Consider the following 19,981-nt stretch of genomic DNA (forward strand, 5'->3'; position numbering starts at 1 on the left):
GGCAATCCCCGGCTCTTTGCCATGATCGAGAGTGAAAGTATACTTTAATTCTCAACTTACCACTTCTTGCTCAGCTTGAAGGTAATCGTCCGTGCTTCGCCATAGCCGCAGACGTTCTCGCCGGCACAACCCGAGACATATTCCTTGTCGAACAGGTTGGCGACGTTGAGCGAAGCGCCCCAGCCCTTCTTCTCGTAGCGGATGCCCGCATCGAAGAGCGTTGCGGAAGGCACGCGCAGCGTGTTGGCCTGGTCCGCCCAGGACTTGCCCTGGTAGCGGACGCCGGCGCCGATGCTGAGGCCGTCAAGCGCTTCGCTTGTGAAGGCGTAGTCGAGCCACAGCGAGGCTGTGGAGTTCGGCACAAGATAAGGCGAGTTGCCGACGATGGCCTGATTCAGATCCTTCGTCACTTCGAGGTCGGTATAGGAATAGGAACCGAGCACCTTCCAGTTGTCGTCGAGATTGACCTTGCCTTCGAATTCGACGCCGCGCGAACGAACCTCGCCGACCTGCCGCTGCAGGAAGGTGACGGGGTCGGTCAGCGCCATGTTCTTGCGGTCGATCTGGAAGATGGAGGCGGTGAACAGGCCGTCGATGAAGTCGGGCGCATATTTGATGCCGGCTTCGTACTGCTCGCCCTTTTCCGGTGTGAGGCCGCCACCGGTGACGCTGGTGCCGATCAGCGGATTGAAGAAGGTGCCGGCGCTGATATAGGGCGTGATGCCATTGGAGAACTCGTAGGCGAGGCCCGCCCTGCCGCTCGGCGCGTTTTCGTTCGACTTGTAGCTCGTGCCGACCTTCGAGTCGGAATTGGTGTCGACGAAGTCGTAACGACCGTTGAGCGTTACCAGCCAGCCGTTGCCGAAGCGCATCTGGTCCTGCGTGTAGATGCCAAGCTGCTGCTGCGTCATGACCTGATTGAGGTAGACGAAGTTGGTGCCCTGCGGCGTGCCATAGACAGGGTTGGTCGCGCTGATCGGGTTGGAGCCGCAGCAGGCCTGGATCTGGTCGAGCCGATAGATCGAGTAGTCGGTGCCGATCAGGAAATCATGGCTGATCGGGCCGGTGTCGAACTTGTTTTCCGCGCGGGTGTCGACGGAGAAGGTGTCGACCTTCGAGCGCTCGAAGAAGCCGATGCGGTTCAGCATGTAGTTCGGATCGTCATAACCTGGGCTGAGCGGATTGCCGTCCACATAGCCGTTCAGATAGGGGCCTTCTTCGCGCTTGTAGAGATGGCCGTAGCGCGCATTCTGCGACACGGTCCAGCCGCCGTCGAAGTCGTGCGAAAACTCGTAGCCGAGCATCTGCTGGGCGTATTTCAGGTTGTCGATGCTGCGTTCGCCATAGAAGGCATCGCGCTTGATCTTGCCGAAAGGCGCATCGACGACGGTGCCGACATAGGGGAAGAAGCCGTTGCCGCTGTGGATCTCGTCGAGGCCGCTGAGCATGCCGAAGACGGTGAGCTTGGTGGATTCGTCCGGAGAGATCGTCACTTGCGGCATGATGAAGCCACGCAGGTCGTGGGTGCCGTCGCTATAGGTATCGCCGCCGGCGATCTTGCCGGTCAGGCGGTAGCGATAGACGCCGTCGGCAGAGAGCTTGTCGGAGAAATCGAAGCCGACGAAGGCATTGCCGAGATTGTTGATGCCGATCTCGGTCGAATACTGGGGGGTGTCGGTCGGCACCTTGCGAACCATGTTGACGAGGCCGCCCGGATTGGCGCCGCCGTAAAGCACGGAGGATGGCCCCTTCAGGACTTCGACACGCTCGAGCATGTACGGATCGATCTGGAAGCCGCCGAAGCCATAGCTGTAGAGCGTCAGGCCGTTCATGAAGACGCCGCTCTGCGTCGCGTCGAAGCCGCGAATGTAGAACCAGTCCGTGTCGCCATCATTGCCGAAGGGCTGCGCGGTGACGCCGGGCGTATAGCGCAGTGCCTCGTCCACTTTGTTGGTGATGCCGCGATCCTGCATTTCCTGCTGGCCGATGACCGATACCGACTGCGGCACCTCGGTAATCGGCGTGTCGGATTTGGAGCCAGCCGTGGTCTTCTTGGCAACGTAGCCCTTGACTGGGGCGGTGCCGCTCTCTTCGCCCTTCTGTTGCGAGCCGCCTTGAATGACCAGCGGCTGCAGTTCGGTCGCCGCTTCCTGCGCCACGACTTGCGAACCCGCCAGTAGCGCGATAATGGCTACGCCCGTCGCCATGAACCGCGCTCGCGATACGTCCTGCTTCAATCCCTGCATTGCCGTTATTTGCCCCGAATTCTTGCGCCCGTTCGGCCGTATTGGCCGATCTATCAATAAGATGAGCAGTTAACTCATATTTACAAATGCGGCTTGTCTGTCACGGGGGAAATTGAATGTTTTTGGGCAATTCTCCGGGGATCGCGCAATTGCTCGTGGAGTGTGGTTTTCAGGCAAGCCTGCTGCGTTTCCAGCTCGCCGGCGCGGCGCCGACACTCTTGCGGAAGACGCGCGTGAAATGCGCCTGGTCGGCAAAGCCGGTTTCGACGGCAACGGTCGTCAGCGGCATTTCGCTGTTCAGGAGCAACTGCTTGGCGCGTTCAAGCCTGGCTTGCGTCTGCCACTGATGCGGCGGCAGGCCGGTCGAGGCCTTGAAGGCATGGCTGAAATGCGATTGCGAAAGGCCGGTCAGCGTTGCCAGCTCCTCCAGCCGTATGGCGCGCGTGCAGTGCTCTTCGATATAGTCGACCGCACGGCGGAGCTGCCAGGTGGCAAGACCGCTGCGCTTGCGTGGCTGGGTTCCGCGCAACCGCAACACGTCGATCAGCAACGAAAGCGTCAGGCCATCGCCATAGAGATCGTGCAGCGGCTCCGGGCTTTCGCATTCGGCGGCGATCAGTTCGGCAAGCGCCATCACGCGCTGATCGTTGAAATGCAGCTGCGGACGATCGAGCAGCGCCTGATCGATATTTTCCATCAGGCGCTGGCCGACGATCTCGGCATTGAAGTGAATATCAAGGTGGCGGACGAACTCGACGCCTGCCATGTCGACCCAGAGCTCCATGCCGGCGGGGATATAGGAGATACGGCCGCTATCATAATCCTGCCGCTGGCCTCGTGCGCGTGGCGACGGCCGGACATTGGTCGTACCGGCTCCGCGCTGCTCCAGAAGGATGAACAGTCGCGGGTCGCGCGCAACATAGTATCCGCCTGCTTGTGCCGCACAATTGACATTCCAGATGTCGGCAACGATGCCGTTCCATTGGCGGCGATGCATGCCGCCGATGACGGAGAAGCCTCCGATCTTGTTCTGCATTCTCGGCTGAAACGTCATTGGCAGCTTCCGGCGTTGCTCTCGCGCAATAATCCTTCAAATTAAAGTCAAGTTATTATAACAACGCTGAGAGGATGGCAATCATCAGCTTGTGATGCGAGGTGGCGTCGGTCGGTTCTTTCGACCGAACCCGGAACAACGCGCCCAATTGACGATTGTACATGCTGAACGGCAACCCTCCCGCACCATTTTGAGCCCGACGGGACAACGCCCGCTTGAAATTTCCCTCGTCTTCCGCCACCTGTTCGGCGCGACTTTCAATTTTCCCAGGAGACTAGACGCATATGACAGCCACCACCGCAGAAACGACCGCCGAGAGCCACGTCTTCGAGGCCGACGTTGCCCGCCTTCTGCATATGATGGTTCACTCGGTTTATTCGGATAAGGACGTCTTCCTGCGCGAGCTGATCTCGAACGCGGCCGATGCCTGCGAGAAGCTGCGCTATGAGGCGATTGCGCACCCCGGCCTGCTCGCAAACGATCCCGATAGCCGCATCCTGCTGACGCTCGATGCCGATGGCGGCAAGCTCATCGTGGACGATAACGGCATCGGCATGAGCCGCGACGAAATGATCGAGGCACTCGGCACGATTGCCCGCTCCGGCACGCGCGCATTCATGGAACGCATCGAGGCCAACAAGCAGGGCGAGGGCGCGCAGCTGATCGGCCAGTTCGGCGTCGGCTTCTATTCCTGTTTCATGGTCGCCGACCGGGTCGACGTCGTCTCCCGCCGCGCAGGCGCCGAAGATGCATGGCTCTGGTCTTCCGACGGCAAGGGCGGCTACAGCGTCGCCCCGATCGATGTGGCCGAGGCGCCTTCGCGCGGCACGCGCATCACGCTGCATCTGATGGAAGATGCCAAGAGCTACGCTTCGCGCTGGAGCGTCGAGCGCATCGTCAAGGAACAGTCAGGCCATGTGCCGGTGCCGATTAGGATCGCCGAAAAGCCCGGCGAGGAAGCCACGCAGCTGACCGACGGAACCGCACTCTGGACCAAGTCGAAAAACGACATCACGGCTGAGGAATATACCGATTTCTATCGTGGCGTGTCCGGCCAGTATGACGAACCGGCGCTGACGGTGCACTTCCGCGCCGAGGGCCGCCATGAATATTCGGCGCTCGCCTTCGTGCCCGGCTCGCAGCCGTTCGACCTCTTCGATCCCGATCGCAAGGGCCGCATGAAGCTCTATGTGAAGCGCGTCTTTATTACCGACGAGGCGGAATTGCTGCCGCGCTATCTCCGCTTCGTGCGCGGTCTGGTCGACACCTCCGACCTGCCCCTGAACGTCTCGCGCGAGATGATCCAGGAAAGCCCGATCCTGACGGCGATCCGCAAGGGCGTCACCAACCGCATCATTACCGCGATCGAGAAGCAGGCCGAGAGCGATCACGACGCCTTCCTGAAGATCTGGGAGAATTTCGGCAGCCTCATCAAGGAAGGCCTCTACGAGGACTTCGAGCGCCGTTCGCAACTGCTGGCGCTTTCGCGTTTTCGCACGACGGCCTCTGCGGACGGCTATCGTTCGCTCGCCGATTACGTCAATGAGGCCAAGGAAGGCCAGCAGGCGATCTACTATCTCGTCGGCGGCAGCCTGGAGCAGCTGAAGGCCTCGCCGCAGCTCGAAGGGTTCCGCGCCCGCGGCATCGAAGTTCTGTTGCTGACGGATTCCGTCGACAGTTTCTGGGTGACGAATGCCCCGGAATTTGAAGGCAAGGGCTTCAAGTCGATCACGCAAGGCTCTGCTGATCTCGCCCAATTCAAGAAGCAGGATGAAGACAAGCCGGGAAGCGAAAGCGCGCCCGCCGAAGTGCAGGCTTTCCTCGATTACGCCAAGCTGAAGCTCGCTGACGAAGTCTCCGATGTGCGCGCCTCTGATCGCCTGATCGAAAGCGCCGTCTGCCTCGTTGCTCCCGAACAGGGCTATGACCGGCAGCTCGAGAAGATCCTGCAAGGGGCTGGCCGGCTACAGTCCGGCGCCAAGCCGATCCTTGAAATCAACATGGATCATCCCGTCGTCAAGGCGATCGCCGCGAAGGCGGATGCGCCGTCCTTGCGCGACGATGCCGCTTTCCTGCTGCTCGATCAGGCCCGCGTTCTGGATGGCGACAAGCCGGCCGATCCCCGTGCCTTTGCCGAGCGGCTGGCGCGTCTGATGGAAAAGGCGCTGCAGTAATCCCGTGGAGATCGGCACGGTTCGAAGTCGCCGTGCCGATCTGCTCCACAGATGATTGCGATAGCGTCCGATTTTCTGCGGCTCAGAAAACTTGTCTTAAAATATCATCTTTTCGTTGCGGTGTGAGTCTTCTTCTTCTATAGAGGACGCAGATTGGCTTGATATCGTCCAGCCACGTAAGCGTTAACGTCACTCAACGCGTATGATCGAACGGCTCTGCGGCTTCGGTCTGCGCGACTGTGTCCTGCGGATCGAGATCAAAGCGCCTCGAAAGGACACACATGGATAATCCCCAAACTCCCGTTTCGATTGTTTCGGCTCCGAAGATCGAGCGCGTGCGCCATGAGCTGAAGCGACGCTCCCTGACGGTTACGGCCGTCGACAGGATCACGCCCGGCATGCTGCGCATGCAATTGTCCGGCGATGATCTGGCTGATTTTGTCAGCCTGGCGCCCGACGATCACATCAAGGTTCTGGTGCCGGGTGCCGGTGAAGAGATGGAGCGACGCGACTATACGCCTCGTCGCTATGATACCGCTGCCCGGACGCTGGTTCTCGATTTCGCCCTTCACGAGGCGGGGCCCGCGACCCAATGGGCGCTCGACGCTCGCGTCGGCGACAGGCTGGAGATCGGCGGGCCTCGCGGCTCGGCGGTCGTCTCCAGCGATATCGAGAATTGGCTGCTGATCGGCGATGAAACGGCACTGCCGGCCATCGGCCGCCGCATCGAGGAGGCGAGAGCCGGCACGCATATCACGGTAATCGCGGCGGTCGCCGACGCTGCCGAGCGCCAGGCGTTTCAAACCGATGCGCAGCTGGATATGCGCTGGGCCTATCGGCCGCTTTCCGAAGCAACAGACCCATCCGTGCTGATGAATATTCTCCAGTCGGTCGACCTGTTGCCCGGCACCTTCGTCTGGATAGCGGCGGAGGCCTCCGTCACGCGCACCTTGCGTTCCCATCTCGTCGAAGAGCGCGGCTATCCGCTGAGCTGGATCAAGGCGTCCGGCTATTGGGTAAAGGGCAAGGCGGACACGACGGAGAAATTCGATTGACCAGAGACTTGCAGGCGGCAGGACGCCGCCTGCATCTGTGGATGTGATAATAGGTAAAGCACCTTGCCGGAGCGGTTTGCTGCCCCATTTCATGGCGCAATTGTCCCGTATATGGACAAGGTGTCCTATGATAAGATTGGGTTCACCGAAACTGCATTCCAGGCAGATTTCGACTTCCTAAATTGCGTGGGATCATCGAAGGTTAGGCGCGAAGTAGCACCGATGGCGGAAGCCACCGGCGGTTGCTCGCAGGTTCACGGCGCCGAGCGGGAGGCGGTGTCCTGAACGTCACGTGAACCCTCGCCGTACGCGACGGCCAATGTTGAGGATCGAAGCAAGGTGCTTGCCGTCCCGAAAGAACCGCCGCAGACGTTCGTCGCGCTGATGTTGTCGACGCTTCGCAAGGCCTTTGCCGGCATCGCCGTAGCGAGCGCCGCCATCAATGTGCTGGCGCTGACCGGCTCCTTCTTCATGCTGCAGGTCTATGATCGGGTCATTCCGAGCCATAGCTTGCCGACATTGTCCGGCCTCGTTGTCATTGTGGTGACCCTCTTTCTCTTTCAAGGCGTATTGGAGTTCCTGCGCTCCATGCTGCTTGTCCGCATCGGCATGTCGCTTGACGAACGTCTGAGCAGGAGGGTCTTCGGCTCGCTCCTGTTCCTGCCAACCAGAAAGCAGACCTCGGACGATGGCCTGCAATCCGTCCGAGATCTCGAGCAGATCCGCACTTTCCTCTCCGGCAGCGGCTCGACGGCGCTGTTCGATCTGCCATGGGTGCCGTTCTATCTGCTCCTTTGTTTTCTGTTCCACTTCTGGATCGGCTTCACCGCTCTATGCGGTGCCTTGTTGCTCGTTGGCTTTACCGTGGCAGCCGAATTGCTGTCGCGTCGACCGGCTCTGGAGGCTGCGAGGTCCTCGGCCGCGCGTCTCGGCTTTGCCCAGGCCGCGCGCCGGAACTGGGAGGCTGCTGTCGCCATGGGGTTTTCTGGCCACCTCACCGATAAATGGGCTGCGATGAATGAGGAGTATCTTGGCCATCAGGCGATAGCGAGCACCCGCGTTGGAGCGCTGACCATTGCCGCGAAGATCGCTCGCATGATGCTCCAGTCCGGGGTGCTTGCCGTCGGCGCGATCCTCGTCATTCGCCAGGAAGCGACGGGCGGCATCATCATCGCCAGCTCGATCCTGGTGACGCGGGCGCTGGCGCCTGTCGAGCTTGCGATCGGCCAGTGGAAGGGTTTTGTCGCGGCTCGGCAGGGCTGGACGCGACTTGCCGCGCTCCTCGGCGCTGTGCCATCCAAACAGCAGGCGTTCGCTCTGCCACCACCCTCACGGGAGCTCAGTGTCGAGAATATCAGCGTGACGTCTCCGGGCAGTCGCGATCTCATCCTGCGCAATATCTCGTTCAAAGTAGTGGCGGGAACAGTGCTCGGCGTCATTGGCCCGAGTGCGTCGGGCAAATCCTCGCTGGCCCGCGCAATTGCCGGCCTGTGGCCGGTTGCCATCGGCACGGTGAGGCTCGATCGCGCTGCGTTGTCGCAATGGGATACCGATGAACTTGGGCGGCATATCGGCTATCTGCCGCAGGATGTGGACCTCCTAGACGGTTCGATCGCCGAGAATATTTCGCGCTTTGCAGCAGACATGCAAACGGAACCGGTCATCGCCGCAGCCAAGACGGCGGGCGTCTACGACATGATCGTCAAGCTCCCCGACGGTTTCGATACGAAGATCGGTGAAGGCGGATCGCGCCTTTCGGCCGGGCAGCGGCAGCGCATCGCCTTGGCGCGGGCGCTTTACGGAAGCCCCTTTCTAGTCGTGCTGGACGAGCCGAATTCGAACCTGGACGCGGAAGGCGAGGCGGCTCTGACGGCAGCACTTGCCGGCGTGCGCGAGCGCGGCGGTATCGCCATCGTCATTGCCCACCGGCCGAGTGCTCTTGCCGCCGCCGATACGGTCATGATCATTGCCGGCGGCCAGGTTCAGGCATTCGGACCGAAGAAGGACATCCTCGGCCCGTCGCCCAAGCAACTCGGAGCGGCCCATTTGGCCGTTGCCGGCGGGGAGACGCACGGATGATCGAGAAGGCTCCGCCATCGACCGAACAGATGATCCGTCGCCTCTCCCTGCTGGTGATCGGCGCCATCCTTCTCTTGTTCGGCGTCATGGGCGGTCTTGCGGCTGCGACCAAGATCGCCGGCGCGGTCATCACCTCGGGCACACTGGTCGTGGACAGCTATGTGAAGCCGGTGAAGCACCTGAAGGGTGGGATTGCCCGTGCGATCCTCGTGAAGAACGGCGATCATGTTGCAGCCGGCCAGATGCTCGTCCGGCTTGATGACACCCAGACCAGGGCTAACCTCGCCATCATCCGCAAGCGGCTCAACGAGCTTTCCGCCCGCACGGCGCGTCTGGCAGCGGAGCGCGACGGCCGGCAGGATATCGTCTTTCCGGCCGATCTGCTCGCGTCCGCCGGAAATGCGGATGTGGCGGCGGTTCTGGCTGGTGAACGCCAGCTCTTTCGCGATCGTCAGGCATCGCGCGACGGACAGAAGTCGCAGCTGCATGAGCGCATTCAGCAGCTGAAGCAGGAGATCGAAGGTCTCGTCGCGCAGGAGCAGGGAAAGCGGCGCGAGATCGCTTTGATCGGCAAGGAATTGGGAAGCCTTGAAGGCCTGCTCACCCAGGGCATCATCTCGGCGACGAAAGTCTACTCGCTGCAGCGGGAAAGCGCTTCGCTGAACGGCGATCTCGGCAACCTCGTCTCGTCCATCGCCCAGACCAGGGGCAAGATCGCGGAGACCGAGTTGCAGATTCTGCAGATCGACGCTGATCGCAGTTCGGAGGTTTCCGATCAGCTACGCCAGGCGGAAAGCGATAGCGGCCAGTTTTCCGAGCGCCTGATCGCAGCCGAGGACGATCTGAAGCGGATCGACATCAAGGCGCCGCAGGCGGGGATCGTCGATCAGTTGAGCATCCATGCCGAAGGGGCCGTCATCTCGCCGGCAGAGGCGATCCTGCAGATCGTCCCGGATAAGGACGCGCTCGTGGCCGAGCTGAAACTTGCACCACAGGATATCGATCAGATCACCGTAGGGCAGGCGGTATCCTTGCGCTTTCCCGCCTTCAATCAGCGGATAACGCCGGAATTGAACGGACATGTCGATACTATCTCAGCGGATCTGGCGACCGACCAGCGTTCGGGCCAAAGCTACTATGTCGTGCGGGCGAAGGTGGTGAAATCGGAATGGGATCGGTTGGGGCAGCTCGCGCCGCTGCCTGGCATGCCTGTTGAGGCTTTCCTGCAGACAGGCCAGAGAAGCGTCCTTGCCTATCTGACAAAGCCGATGACCGATCAGATCCGGCGGGCGTTTCGAGAGGATTAAGCGGTCTGCACAGATCGGCATAACACTGCGAAGTAACTGCGAGCCTGGCAGCGTTGAATTGCATCGACGATATGGCCCGTTGTAAATTCTTCGTCCGTTTGATTTTCGGGGAGGGTCAGCATGGATCGGTTTGTCGGCGGTTGCCTATGCGGCGACGTCCGATTTGTGGCATCGGGGCTGCCGTATCGGGTCGGCCTTTGCCACTGTCTCGATTGCCGCAAACATCACGGCGCCCTTTTTCACACTTCCGCGATATTTCCGCAGGACGCGGTGCGGATCGACGGGGAACCGCGCGATTATGGCGGACGCTTCTTCTGTCCCCGCTGCGGCTCGTCCGTTTTCTCTCGCACCGCGGACGAAATCGAGATCAATCTGGGGTCTATGGATGCCCCGGACCAATTCACGCCCACTTATGAACTCTGGACCATCCGTCGCGAGTCATGGCTGCCACCGTTTCCGCTCGCAAAGCGATATGAGCGCGATCGCGACGCCGCAACCCGCTCTGAATAGTAGATCGCCCGCATAGAGGGGCTTGCCCCGGTCAAATCCGTCCGGAGCACCTGTTTCGGCTCAAGCGTTGGCTGCTTCAATCAGATATGCCAGTCCGTCGTATGCGCGGATTGGGATGAAGCGGCGAGCTGGGCGGCATGATCGTCCAGGGAATAGGCCTTGATATAGTCGATCTTCATCTCGGACCCGTTCGGAAGCCCGTCCGTCGGGGTGCCTGCGACGCCGCCGACTGCAAGATCGACCAGCATGTACATCGGGCCATGCATATCGGCCGGCGTGTCGGCATGGGCGACGGCAACGTCGTCGAAATACCAGACGATCTGATCCTTGTCCCAGAGCACGCCGTAATTGTGGAAGCCATCGGTGCTTGGTACCTCCACGGGAATGGACGTCTTCGTATGCTCGCCGGTGGCATTTGAATGAACCGTCACATTGACGGTGGTCGGGTTTTGCCCGCGCATTTCCACCACGTCGAGCTCAGGCGGCCAGGAGCCATCCTCCGGCAGCAGCCAGAAAGCGGGCCAGACACCTTGATTATGCGGCATTTCCGCCCGCATTTCGAAATAGCCGTAAGTCTGCGAGAAGGTGGAATTGGTCGTCAGAATGCCAGAGGTGTAATCATGGTTCTCGACGATCGATTTCAACGCGTCCGGCGTTTGTTTCGCCGTGATCGTCAGGATGCCATCGGCGATTGAAAACGGGTTTGCAGACGCCGTCGGCGCATAGGACGGATTGATGTACCATTGCAGCTCGTCGTTCAGGCTGCTGCCCTTGTCCGGCGCCCAGGAGTATTTTGCATCCCAGGTGCCCTGCGTTCCCTCATGCAGAGAAAGCGTGTTGAAATCATCGGAGAAGGTCTGCGTTAGCGACGATCTGTCGAGCCCGAGCTGAAACTGGTCTTCGTGCAGGTCGGAAACGGTCTTGTTGGCAAAGACCAGGCTTTCGCCATTGCCGAGATCGAGCCGGAGATTGGCGCCTTCCTGGGTGGAATGGCTGACGACCTGGTCAAAGGATGTCAGGCCATACTGATTGAGCCGGACCTTGTCGTCATCGCTGAAATCGGTGATGAGGTCGCTGCCGTTGCCCTTGGAAATGATGAAGGTATCGGCCCCGCCGCCGCCCGTCAGCACGTCGTTGCCGGCGCCGCCATCGATGGTCTGGCTGCCGCTGCCGCCGGTGATGATGTTGTCGGCGTCGTTGCCGTAGGCATGGCGGTTGTTGCCGGTGACAGTGAGATTTTCGAAGTTTTCGGGCAGCGTATAATCCATCCAGGTATTGATGGTATCGATGCCGGCATTGGGCGCCTCGTAGGCATGGTTGAGGCTTGAATAGAGATAATAGATATCGTCGCCGGTCCCGCCCATCATCGTCACGTTGACGGAGGCGTCGCCCCACATGGAGTCGTTGCCAGCGGTGCCGTAGAGCACCGGGCCAGAGCCGGTGGCGGAAAAGAAGCCTGTCGACGTGTCGCTATAGTAAAGTGGTTGTCCAAGAGCATTTAAAACTGAATTGGGCATGAGAAACCTCTTCCTTCGTGCCGGACGACCTCCTCCACTGACCTAGAGCATTCTCGCTCTTCTTCGAATCGCGAAACCGCTCTATCTCTTTGTTTCTTGGTGCATTCCAGACGGAAAACCGCTGCGCGTTTTTCCCGGAGATGCTCAAATATTTCTCCCCACTCATATGCATCAGATAGCGTGCATTGTTTTTCTGCCCACCCCTGACGGCAAGTTTTTTCGCTGCGATATCCACGGTGGTTGGTTTGGGCATCCGCGAGCATAGGCATGCAGCCGGCGGCGCGATCACTCATCGCGCCGCCAACGTTCCAATCCTTAAAGGGACGCCTTCACCTTCTTGGCGACGTCCGGGCTCACCCAAGTCGTCCAGATGTCCTCATGGGTCTTCAGGAAATATCGGGCGGTGTCTTCGTTGGTGCCCTGGTTGTCCGTCTGCCAGGCAAGAATGCTGTTCACCAGATCATTCGGCCATTTCCGCTTCTTCAGATAGTCCATGGTAACGCCGGCCTTTTCCGCAAACTGCTTGGTGACGACGGTATAGACTTCAGAGACGGGGTAGGAGTTGATCTTCGGGTTGGCGCAATCGATCACCGATGTGCAGGCATCCCATTCGGCCTTGTCATGAGGTACACCGAAAGAGAGACGCACCATCGGATACTTGCCGAGGATTGATGTCGGCGACCAGTAGTAGCCGAGCCAGCCAGTCTTCTTTTCGAAGGCATTGGCGATCGTGCCGTCAAGGGCGGCGGCAGAACCGGTCTCGACGATTTCAAATCCCTTCTTCTCGCCGTCGAGCGCCCTGAAGAGATTGCCGAGCGACGCCTGGCACTGCCAGCCGGGCGGGCAATTGTAGATGACGCCCTTTTTCGGATCGTCCGTTGCAGGGAAGAGTTCCGGATGTTCCAAAGCCTGCTGGACGGTCTTGATATCGGGATGGGCGTCGGCCAGGAACTTTGGAATCCACCAGCCGTCCTGGCCGCCATCGGAGAGAATGCCGGCCGCAATCACGAGCCTGCCCTCGGAAACGGCCTGATCCAGCGGCGTGCGCACCGCATTGATCCAGAGCTCTGGCGCGATGTCGGGCTGGGCCTTTTCATTCATCGAGGTAAAGGTCGGCAGCGTATCGCCCGTCATGAGTTCGACCGAGCAGCCATAGCCTTCCTGGAGGATGATCTTGTCGACATTTGCCGCGACGCCGGCCGACGCCCAGTTCATTTCGGCGATCGAGACCGAGCCGCAATCGGCATGTGCTGCGCCGGCAAAGGTGTAGAGTGCTGCGGCGAAAACGGCGGCAGCAATATGCTTCTTCATGTAAGACCTCCAGGTCCTGTGTTGCTATTGTCGAAGGATGTCGCGGGCGAACGTGTCGCCCTTTCCCTTCGCGCTTGCGATACCCCGGTCGCGTAAAGCCTACGCTGAGGCAGACCCGACCGGCCAAGGCGGTCGGGACGCATCCGGATTACTGCCACATCGACCCCGTGGTCATGTGTTGGGCGCATGAAGTTTCAAGTTTTCCCACAGGAAATGACCGGATGCGATCGATGTCACCTGCGCGTTGCCTCCGGTCAAGGAGCCAGAGGGCTTGGTGTGGTCGGCGCCGACCCCAGTGCGGATGCGCTCCGGTGAGGGACCTCTTCTGGTTCTTGCCGCTATTGCCTTCGACCCGATCGAGGATACATCGCAGCATGTTGAAGCAATCAGGAGTTTCATATGCGGAAGATCATTCTAACCGGCATCGTGGTATTCGGATTTGCCGCCCCAACCTATGCGCAGCTATCAAGCGACCAGACGGAATTGGCTTATAATTCGGCGCGCAATCAGCTTGGCGTACTGAGATACTGCCAGAATGCGGGCCACATCGATGGAGCCGCCGTCGAGACCCAAACCAAAATGATCGCGCTCATTCCGGCACCTTCCGACACGGCAAAGAGCGATGAGGCCGAGCAAGAGGGCGAAAAGGGCAAGATCTCTGCCATGGGCGTGAATCAGGATCTTGCGGCCGTTACGAAGGCACAGAATGTGACCGAGAAGCAGTTCTGCGAGGCCATTGCAAACGCAGTGAAGCAGGCTGGCGCGCAACTACCAAAGTGAAACGTCAAGCTGCGGCGGCTGGAGCCGTCGCAGCTTTTCGCGGAATATCGGGCTGGCGAAGCGGATAGTCTGGCGGAAATTTCAGGCGGCTTGATCGCCGCTGAGCCGGAGCCGCTGGAATACGTTCGCATCTGCGATGCCGCGGTCGCTTACGAACCCGAATTGAGATTGCTCATTGCAAGAGTGCGGGATTGGCCGCTCAGCTCTTCAGCGTCAAGCCGGACATGTGGCAATCGGTATGTCGCTGCTTGCCTGACTGCCGGGATAGCCCAGGAGCAGGCAAGTCGACCGATTGAAGCCGGCGCCGGTGCGCGCTGTGACCCCCCCAGAAGAGTGAAGGACCTAATCCTTGGTCCGGCGAGATTTGTCACCGACCCATCCACCAGGCTAGGCGTAGAAAGAGATTTTCCCTTTCCTGCGCTCTGAGAGATCGTCGTTCCTTTTAATCTACTATTTTTATGGACAATATTCGGATTGTCGAAAATGCATACGAATTTCGGAAGGGATGAGAATGAGCGCGCCCAAACTTGTCGGCATTGCCGGCAGCTTCAATCGGCCGTCGAAGACCTACGCGCTGGTCCAGACCGTCGCTGATCTCGCCAGCGAGCGATATGGTTTCGCAAGCAAGGTCTACGATCTGCATGATGTGGGTCCGTCCCTCGGCGTTGCCCAGTGGCGCAAGGATCTCGACGGTCAGGCGAAAGCCGTGATTGACGAAATCGTCTCATCGGATGCGCTGATCATTGGTTCTCCGACCTTCAAGGGGTCCTATCCCGGACTGTTCAAGCATCTGATCGATCTCATCGATCCGCACGAGCTGCGCGCCAAGCCGATCATCATCACCGCGACCGGCGGCGGAGACAGGCATGCGCTGATGGTGGAACATCAGCTGCGGCCGCTCTTCGGCTTCTTCATGGCGCATACGCTGCCGACCGCCGTCTATGCGTCGGATCGCGATTTCACCGATTACAAGGTCTCGTCGGAGCCGCTCGCCAACCGGATCAATGAAGTCGTGGGTGAACTCTCAGCTTTCTTCCGGCACCCCGTCGTGGCGCTTGCCGCCGCTGAATGATGGCTTGATGGACGATTGCATCCATGTGTCACGGATTTGTCAATGGAATGGAGGGTAACATGAAATGGAATGTCATCAACCGCCTGAAGACGATTTTTGCCGGCCGCGCGTTGCAGCAAGCGGATGCGCGCGTCCAACCTGTCGATCGGTTCGGGCCTGCCGAGCGAGAGCTCTCTGCTCGTGACTATGAGATCTATTACTGGTGCACCACGCCAGCGCCCTGGTACTGAAGGGACGCGCCTTTGATTTCCTGTCGCGAGCTGTGCATTCAATCGCTATTCCTCGTGAGGCTTCCATGACCAGAATATTGATCGTGCCTGGCCTTTTTGGCTCGGGTGAGGGGCACTGGCAGCGCTATTGGCTGCAGGATCATCCCGACGTTCGGCTTGTCGAGCAGGACGACTGGGATTTTCCCAATGTCGGCAGGTGGATGGAAAAGCTGGAGGCTGCGCTGGAAGAGGCCGGCGAGGCCTATATCGTCGCACACAGCCTCGGCTGTGTCCTGACGGCGAGATTGGCCGGCCGTCCGGCGGCGCGCAGGGTCAAAGGCGCGCTGCTTGTCGCGCCATGCGATATTCCGGCGACCGAAACCCTGCATGTCGGACATCTTTCCTTCGGCACGATGCCAACGCAAGCGCTGCCTTTCCCGAGCATGACGGTCGGAAGCCTGAACGATATCTATATGACCCTCGATCGTCTCACGATGTTCGGGCGGCTCTGGAATTCCGATGTCCGCAATATCGGCCTTGCCGGGCACATCAACATCGCCAGTGGCTTCGGGCGCTGGCCAAGCGGCTACGGTTTTCTCGAAATGCTGAAGGCGCGCGCCAGGCATCGCCGGCCGCAGGGATTTTCGGCGCCAATAGCAGCGTCCATTTAAGAGAGGGGCTTTTCATATCGGACAATCGACGCCATTGTGCGGCGGATTTTTTCATCCAGCCCCTCGGCCGCCATCCCAAGTGGGCAGAGGGGCAGATTTTTTTGGAGGTAAGACAATGAGTTTGCGTATCAACGATATTGCTCCCGATTTCACCGCTGAGACGACGCAGGGCGAAATTCAGTTCCACGACTGGATCGGCGGTGGCTGGGCCGTGCTGTTCTCTCATCCAAAGAACTTCACGCCGGTCTGCACCACCGAACTCGGGGCGATGGCTGGCCTGGAGCAGGAATTCGCCGGGCGCGGCGTCAAGGTCATCGGCATTTCCGTCGACCCGGTCGAAAGCCATAGCAAGTGGAAGAGCGATATCAAGACGGCAACCGGCTTCGAAGTCGAATACCCGCTGATCGGCGACAAGGATCTCAAGGTCGCCAAGCTCTACGACATGCTGCCGGCTGGTGCCGGCGAAAGTTCGGAAGGGCGGACGCCGGCCGACAACGCCACGGTTCGCTCGGTCTTCGTCATCGGCCCCGACAAGAAGATCAAGCTGATCCTCACCTATCCGATGACCACGGGCCGCAACTTCGGCGAAATTCTCCGTGCGATCGACTCGATCCAGTTGACGGCCAGGCATCAGGTCGCAACCCCGGCGAACTGGCAGCAGGGCGAGGACGTCATCATCACCGCCGCCGTCTCCAACGAAGATGCAATTACGCGTTTCGGCTCGTTCGATACAGTGCTGCCCTATCTGCGCAAGACCCGCCAGCCGACCGCCTAATGGGCAGCCATGGCACGGCTACCAGTTCATACGATGCGGCCTCCGGGCCGCATCGCTTTTCATAACTTGACGTTCTCGCGTAGGAACTCGAGAAGTGCCCGCACGCGCGCCGGCAGGGGGCCGCCCTGGCCGATGTAAACAGCGTAGAATTCCTCGACATCGCCGGGGTTGAGGTCTTCCAGTACCGGCCGCAGGCGGCCGGCTTCGACATCCGATTTGATGGTGAAGGCCGCAAGGCGCGCCATGCCCGCGCCCGCAAGCGCCAGATGGCGCATCGCTTCGCCGTCTCCCGCCTGCAGGCTGCGTGCCACAGGGATTGTCCTGGTTTCGCTGCCAAGCCGCAGGGGCCAGCCTTCGATGGCCCGGGAATAGGCAAAGCCTATACGGCAATGCTTTTCAAGCTCGGCGGCAGAACGAGGTTCGCCATGCCGCCGCAGGTAATCCGGCGAGGCGACGATCATTTTTCGTGTCGTTCCAAGCTTGCGCGCCGTCAATCTGGAGCTCTTCAGCGGTCCGGTGCGGATTGCGACGTCGGCGCGCTCCTCCATCAGGTCCACGACCCTGTCGGTATGGAAGACTTCGAGCGAGACGTCCGGATAGAGCGCCATGAAAGTGGGGACGAGCGGGGCCAGCACGTGGTTGCCGAAGGAGCCGCTGGTATTGATGCGAATATGCCCTGCAACCTGCTCTCCCGCCGAGGCATGGCGTTCGGCCTCGGCGATATCCGCGAGGATCGCGACGCTGCGTTCAAAGAAGGTGCAGCCCTCGGGCGTCAGCTGTAGTCGTCTTGTGGAGCGGTTGATGAGACGCGCGCCGAGGCGTTTTTCCAGCCTCGCGACGAGTTTGCTGACGGCCGAAGGTGTCATGCGGCAGGCTTTGGCGGCTGCGGTGAAGCCTCCAAGCTCCACGGCGCGAACGAAGACCTCCATTTCACCGGAACGATTGATGTCTTGTCGACTCATGATGAATTAAAATCACAAATAAATTTCTTTCCGGCAATCTATATCAACCGAGGTGGGGCGTCTATCTATTGAGGAAAGCAAAGGAGACAGACGATGGATTACAGAAACCTTGGTGCTTCCGGCTTGAGAGTGCCCGTGCTCAGCTTTGGAGCCGGCACTTTTGCCGGCAGCGGGCCGCTCTTCAGCGCCTGGGGCTCCACGGATGCGACGGAGGCACGGCGTCTCGTCGATATCTGCCTCGAGGCGGGCGTCAATCTCTTCGATACCGCCGATGTCTATTCGGCCGGTGCCTCGGAAGAAGTCCTCGGTGAGGCAATCAAAGGCCGGCGCGATGCGGTATTGATTTCGACCAAGACCGCATTGCCGATGGGAGATGGACCGGCCGACTGGGGTAACTCGCGTTCCCGGTTGATCAAGTCGGTCGACGCTGCCCTACGCCGTCTCGGCACTGATTATATCGACCTGTTGCAGCTGCACGCCTTCGATGCCTCGACGCCGATCGAGGAGACGCTCTCCACGCTCGACAGCCTCGTGAAGGCGGGCAAGATCCGCTACATCGGCGCATCGAATTTTGCCGGCTGGGAGCTCATGAAATCGCTCGCTATCTCAGACCAGCATTCCTATGCGCGCCACGTCGCCCATCAGGTCTACTATTCGCTTGCGGGGCGCGACTATGAATGGGAGCTGATGCCGCTGGGGGCGGATCAGAACGTCGGCGCCCTGGTCTGGAGCCCGCTTGCGTGGGGGAGGCTGACGGGCAAGATCCGTCGCGGCCAGCCGCTGCCGGAGAAAAGCCGTCTGCACGAGACCGCAACCTTCGGACCGCCGGTCGACGACGAAAAGCTGTTCGATATCGTTGAAGTGCTGGACGAGATTGCTGGCGAAACCGGCAAGAGCGTGCCGCAGATATCGATCAACTGGCTCTTGAGCCGCCCGACGGTGTCGAGCATCATCATCGGCGCGCGCAACGAAGAGCAATTGCGACAGAATCTCGGTGCGGTGGGCTGGACGCTTTCCAAGGAGCAGATCGAAAAGCTGGACCGCGTGAGCGTCGCGACCGCGCCCTATCCCTATTTTCCGTATCGGCGGCAGGAAGGATTCGCCAGGCTCAATCCACCGCTGGTCTGAGCAGAGACACTTGCGCGTCTCCGGTATTGGAAGAAAGAGAAAATTGGCGGCGGAGCAGTCTTTCCGCCGCCAAATTCGTCTTAGCGGCCGCCTTCCATCTTGCGGTGGCGCTGGTTCCTGCCGCTCTCACCATAGGGATAGGCTGCGGGTTGCGGCGCGCTGATCTCGTTCAGCCTGTTCATTTCCGCCTCCGACAACGTCAGTTTGGCGGCGCCCAGATTGTCCGCAAGCTGCTCCCGCGTGCGGGCGCCGAGGATGACGGAGGTCACCGCCGGCCGCGCCGCCGTCCAGGCAAGCGCCACCTGCGCCATGCTGACGCCGCGTGACTTGGCGATCTCCTCCACGGCAGCGATGATTGCCCAGGTCCGCTCTTGGGCGTTGCGCGGCGCATAGGATTCGCTGCCGCGGTTGGGGTTCTCGCCAAGCCGGGTGGCACCTGTCGGCATCTCGTCGCGCTTGTATTTGCCGGTCAGCCAGCCGCCACCGAGGGGTGACCAGGGCAGCAGGCCCATGCCGGCATCCAGGCAGGCGTCGACGATCTCAAGTTCGATATCGCGGGCGAGCAGGCTGTATTGCGGCTGCAGCGTCACCGGACGCGTGTATCCGCGCGCCTTGGCGATCTCGGCCGCCTTGGCGATGTGCCAGCCGACATAGTTGGAGAAGCCATAATAGCCGATCTTGCCGGCGCGCACGGCGTCGTCGAGAAAGCGCAGCGTTTCTTCGATCGGGGTCAGTGCGTCCCAGGCATGCATTTGGTAGAGATCGATGTGGTCGATGCCGAGCCGACGTAGCGAGTCGTCCAAGGCTTGCCCCAGATGACGGCGCGAGAGGCCGATGTCGTTCGGGCCGTTGCCCATCGGAAAGCGGCCCTTGGTGGCGACGACGGCTTGCCGTGCCTCGGTCGGACGTGCTTTCAACCAGCGCCCGATGATCTCTTCCGATTTGCCGGCGCTGTAGACGTCGGCGGTGTCGATGAAATTTCCACCCCAGGCGAAATAGTCGTCCAGCAATTTATGCGATGCGGCTTCGTCGGCTTCGGCGCCGAAGGTCATGGTGCCAAGACAATAGGCTGTGACGACGGCCCCGCTTGGGCCGAGCTTGCGATAATCCATTTCTGTCTCCTCTGACGGA

Annotated in this window: 17 protein-coding genes and 1 pseudogene; 12 read left to right on the forward strand and 6 right to left on the reverse strand. The window is 60.3% G+C overall.

Annotated features, from left to right (window positions below):
* Positions 1 to 56 precede the first annotated feature (56 nt).
* On the reverse strand, positions 57 to 2,246 hold the full coding sequence (locus tag ACIQWP_RS03415; protein WP_402782338.1) for a TonB-dependent siderophore receptor: 2,190 nt from the start codon (positions 2,244 to 2,246) through the stop codon (positions 57 to 59).
* 169 nt (positions 2,247 to 2,415) lie between these two features.
* The gene (locus ACIQWP_RS03420; RefSeq protein ID WP_402782341.1) at positions 2,416 to 3,300 is read right to left on the reverse strand and encodes a helix-turn-helix domain-containing protein; all 885 of its coding nucleotides are present in this window, start codon (positions 3,298 to 3,300) and stop codon (positions 2,416 to 2,418) included.
* Between the two features lie 284 nt (positions 3,301 to 3,584).
* On the opposite strand from ACIQWP_RS03420, the gene htpG reads away from it, so the two are divergent.
* From htpG to ACIQWP_RS03445, 5 genes are all read left to right on the forward strand, one after another.
* A complete protein-coding gene (htpG, locus tag ACIQWP_RS03425) occupies positions 3,585 to 5,474 on the forward strand; it encodes a molecular chaperone HtpG (protein ID WP_402782344.1) in 1,890 nt (629 codons plus the stop codon).
* Between the two features lie 281 nt (positions 5,475 to 5,755).
* Positions 5,756 to 6,529 (forward strand): siderophore-interacting protein, encoded by a 774-nt coding sequence (locus ACIQWP_RS03430; RefSeq protein WP_402782347.1) that lies wholly within the window; start codon positions 5,756 to 5,758, stop codon positions 6,527 to 6,529.
* A gap of 339 nt (positions 6,530 to 6,868) precedes the next feature.
* On the forward strand, positions 6,869 to 8,608 hold the full coding sequence (locus tag ACIQWP_RS03435) for a type I secretion system permease/ATPase (RefSeq protein WP_402782350.1): 1,740 nt from the start codon (positions 6,869 to 6,871) through the stop codon (positions 8,606 to 8,608).
* Positions 8,605 to 9,915, forward strand: coding sequence for an HlyD family type I secretion periplasmic adaptor subunit (locus tag ACIQWP_RS03440; protein WP_402782353.1), 1,311 nt, complete (start codon positions 8,605 to 8,607; stop codon positions 9,913 to 9,915). Before ACIQWP_RS03435 ends, ACIQWP_RS03440 begins: the two co-directional genes overlap by 4 nt.
* A 120-nt stretch (positions 9,916 to 10,035) precedes the next feature.
* Positions 10,036 to 10,425, forward strand: coding sequence for a GFA family protein (locus ACIQWP_RS03445; RefSeq protein ID WP_402782356.1), 390 nt, complete (start codon positions 10,036 to 10,038; stop codon positions 10,423 to 10,425).
* A gap of 80 nt (positions 10,426 to 10,505) precedes the next feature.
* Here the strand turns inward: ACIQWP_RS03445 and ACIQWP_RS03450 are convergent, their stop codons facing one another.
* Positions 10,506 to 11,942 (reverse strand): family 16 glycosylhydrolase, encoded by a 1,437-nt coding sequence (locus ACIQWP_RS03450; protein WP_402782359.1) that lies wholly within the window; start codon positions 11,940 to 11,942, stop codon positions 10,506 to 10,508.
* A 315-nt stretch (positions 11,943 to 12,257) separates the two neighbouring features.
* Positions 12,258 to 13,253, reverse strand: a complete 996-nt coding sequence (locus ACIQWP_RS03455) for an ABC transporter substrate-binding protein (protein WP_402782362.1) — start codon at positions 13,251 to 13,253, stop codon at positions 12,258 to 12,260.
* Positions 13,254 to 13,652: 399 nt separating this feature from the next.
* On the opposite strand from ACIQWP_RS03455, the gene ACIQWP_RS03460 reads away from it, so the two are divergent.
* The 6 genes and pseudogenes from ACIQWP_RS03460 to ACIQWP_RS03485 all read left to right on the forward strand — a co-directional run bounded on the left by ACIQWP_RS03460 (position 13,653) and on the right by ACIQWP_RS03485 (position 16,760).
* Positions 13,653 to 14,033, forward strand: coding sequence for a pore-forming ESAT-6 family protein (locus ACIQWP_RS03460; protein ID WP_402782365.1), 381 nt, complete (start codon positions 13,653 to 13,655; stop codon positions 14,031 to 14,033).
* Positions 14,034 to 14,051: 18 nt separating this feature from the next.
* Positions 14,052 to 14,174: pseudogene (locus ACIQWP_RS03465) on the forward strand (porin); the annotation flags it as partial.
* 370 nt (positions 14,175 to 14,544) lie between these two features.
* Complete coding sequence (msuE, locus tag ACIQWP_RS03470) at positions 14,545 to 15,105, forward strand: FMN reductase (RefSeq protein WP_402782368.1); 561 nt, start codon at positions 14,545 to 14,547, stop codon at positions 15,103 to 15,105.
* A gap of 59 nt (positions 15,106 to 15,164) precedes the next feature.
* Positions 15,165 to 15,335, forward strand: a complete 171-nt coding sequence (locus tag ACIQWP_RS03475) for a hypothetical protein (protein ID WP_402782371.1) — start codon at positions 15,165 to 15,167, stop codon at positions 15,333 to 15,335.
* A 65-nt stretch (positions 15,336 to 15,400) separates the two neighbouring features.
* Positions 15,401 to 15,985, forward strand: a complete 585-nt coding sequence (locus tag ACIQWP_RS03480; RefSeq protein WP_402782374.1) for an RBBP9/YdeN family alpha/beta hydrolase — start codon at positions 15,401 to 15,403, stop codon at positions 15,983 to 15,985.
* Between the two features lie 115 nt (positions 15,986 to 16,100).
* Complete coding sequence (locus ACIQWP_RS03485; RefSeq protein ID WP_402782377.1) at positions 16,101 to 16,760, forward strand: peroxiredoxin; 660 nt, start codon at positions 16,101 to 16,103, stop codon at positions 16,758 to 16,760.
* A gap of 59 nt (positions 16,761 to 16,819) precedes the next feature.
* Here the strand turns inward: ACIQWP_RS03485 and ACIQWP_RS03490 are convergent, their stop codons facing one another.
* The gene (locus tag ACIQWP_RS03490) at positions 16,820 to 17,722 is read right to left on the reverse strand and encodes a LysR family transcriptional regulator (protein WP_402782380.1); all 903 of its coding nucleotides are present in this window, start codon (positions 17,720 to 17,722) and stop codon (positions 16,820 to 16,822) included.
* 93 nt (positions 17,723 to 17,815) lie between these two features.
* Between ACIQWP_RS03490 and ACIQWP_RS03495 the strand changes: the two genes are divergently transcribed.
* Complete coding sequence (locus tag ACIQWP_RS03495) at positions 17,816 to 18,850, forward strand: aldo/keto reductase (RefSeq protein WP_402782383.1); 1,035 nt, start codon at positions 17,816 to 17,818, stop codon at positions 18,848 to 18,850.
* Positions 18,851 to 18,930: 80 nt separating this feature from the next.
* On the opposite strand, the gene ACIQWP_RS03500 is transcribed toward ACIQWP_RS03495, so the two are convergent.
* Positions 18,931 to 19,962: an aldo/keto reductase gene (locus ACIQWP_RS03500; protein ID WP_402782386.1), complete on the reverse strand. Its 1,032-nt coding sequence runs from the start codon at positions 19,960 to 19,962 to the stop codon at positions 18,931 to 18,933.
* Positions 19,963 to 19,981 lie beyond the last annotated feature (19 nt).

Source organism: Rhizobium sp. NPDC090279 (genome assembly GCF_044769665.1).
In the GTDB taxonomy this organism is placed as follows: domain Bacteria; phylum Pseudomonadota; class Alphaproteobacteria; order Rhizobiales; family Rhizobiaceae; genus Rhizobium.

What these genes read in the sequence shown, in the direction of transcription:
- ACIQWP_RS03415 (WP_402782338.1), bottom strand. Translation starts at nt 2,246, where the DNA reads ATGCAGGGATTGAAGCAGGACGTATCGCGAGCGCGGTTCATGGCGACG.
- ACIQWP_RS03420 (WP_402782341.1), bottom strand. Translation starts at nt 3,300, where the DNA reads ATGACGTTTCAGCCGAGAATGCAGAACAAGATCGGAGGCTTCTCCGTC.
- htpG (WP_402782344.1), top strand. Translation starts at nt 3,585, where the DNA reads ATGACAGCCACCACCGCAGAAACGACCGCCGAGAGCCACGTCTTCGAG.
- ACIQWP_RS03430 (WP_402782347.1), top strand. Translation starts at nt 5,756, where the DNA reads ATGGATAATCCCCAAACTCCCGTTTCGATTGTTTCGGCTCCGAAGATC.
- ACIQWP_RS03440 (WP_402782353.1), top strand. Translation starts at nt 8,605, where the DNA reads ATGATCGAGAAGGCTCCGCCATCGACCGAACAGATGATCCGTCGCCTC.
- ACIQWP_RS03445 (WP_402782356.1), top strand. Translation starts at nt 10,036, where the DNA reads ATGGATCGGTTTGTCGGCGGTTGCCTATGCGGCGACGTCCGATTTGTG.
- ACIQWP_RS03450 (WP_402782359.1), bottom strand. Translation starts at nt 11,942, where the DNA reads ATGCCCAATTCAGTTTTAAATGCTCTTGGACAACCACTTTACTATAGC.
- ACIQWP_RS03455 (WP_402782362.1), bottom strand. Translation starts at nt 13,253, where the DNA reads ATGAAGAAGCATATTGCTGCCGCCGTTTTCGCCGCAGCACTCTACACC.
- ACIQWP_RS03460 (WP_402782365.1), top strand. Translation starts at nt 13,653, where the DNA reads ATGCGGAAGATCATTCTAACCGGCATCGTGGTATTCGGATTTGCCGCC.
- msuE (WP_402782368.1), top strand. Translation starts at nt 14,545, where the DNA reads ATGAGCGCGCCCAAACTTGTCGGCATTGCCGGCAGCTTCAATCGGCCG.
- ACIQWP_RS03475 (WP_402782371.1), top strand. Translation starts at nt 15,165, where the DNA reads ATGAAATGGAATGTCATCAACCGCCTGAAGACGATTTTTGCCGGCCGC.
- ACIQWP_RS03480 (WP_402782374.1), top strand. Translation starts at nt 15,401, where the DNA reads ATGACCAGAATATTGATCGTGCCTGGCCTTTTTGGCTCGGGTGAGGGG.
- ACIQWP_RS03485 (WP_402782377.1), top strand. Translation starts at nt 16,101, where the DNA reads ATGAGTTTGCGTATCAACGATATTGCTCCCGATTTCACCGCTGAGACG.
- ACIQWP_RS03490 (WP_402782380.1), bottom strand. Translation starts at nt 17,722, where the DNA reads ATGAGTCGACAAGACATCAATCGTTCCGGTGAAATGGAGGTCTTCGTT.
- ACIQWP_RS03495 (WP_402782383.1), top strand. Translation starts at nt 17,816, where the DNA reads ATGGATTACAGAAACCTTGGTGCTTCCGGCTTGAGAGTGCCCGTGCTC.
- ACIQWP_RS03500 (WP_402782386.1), bottom strand. Translation starts at nt 19,962, where the DNA reads ATGGATTATCGCAAGCTCGGCCCAAGCGGGGCCGTCGTCACAGCCTAT.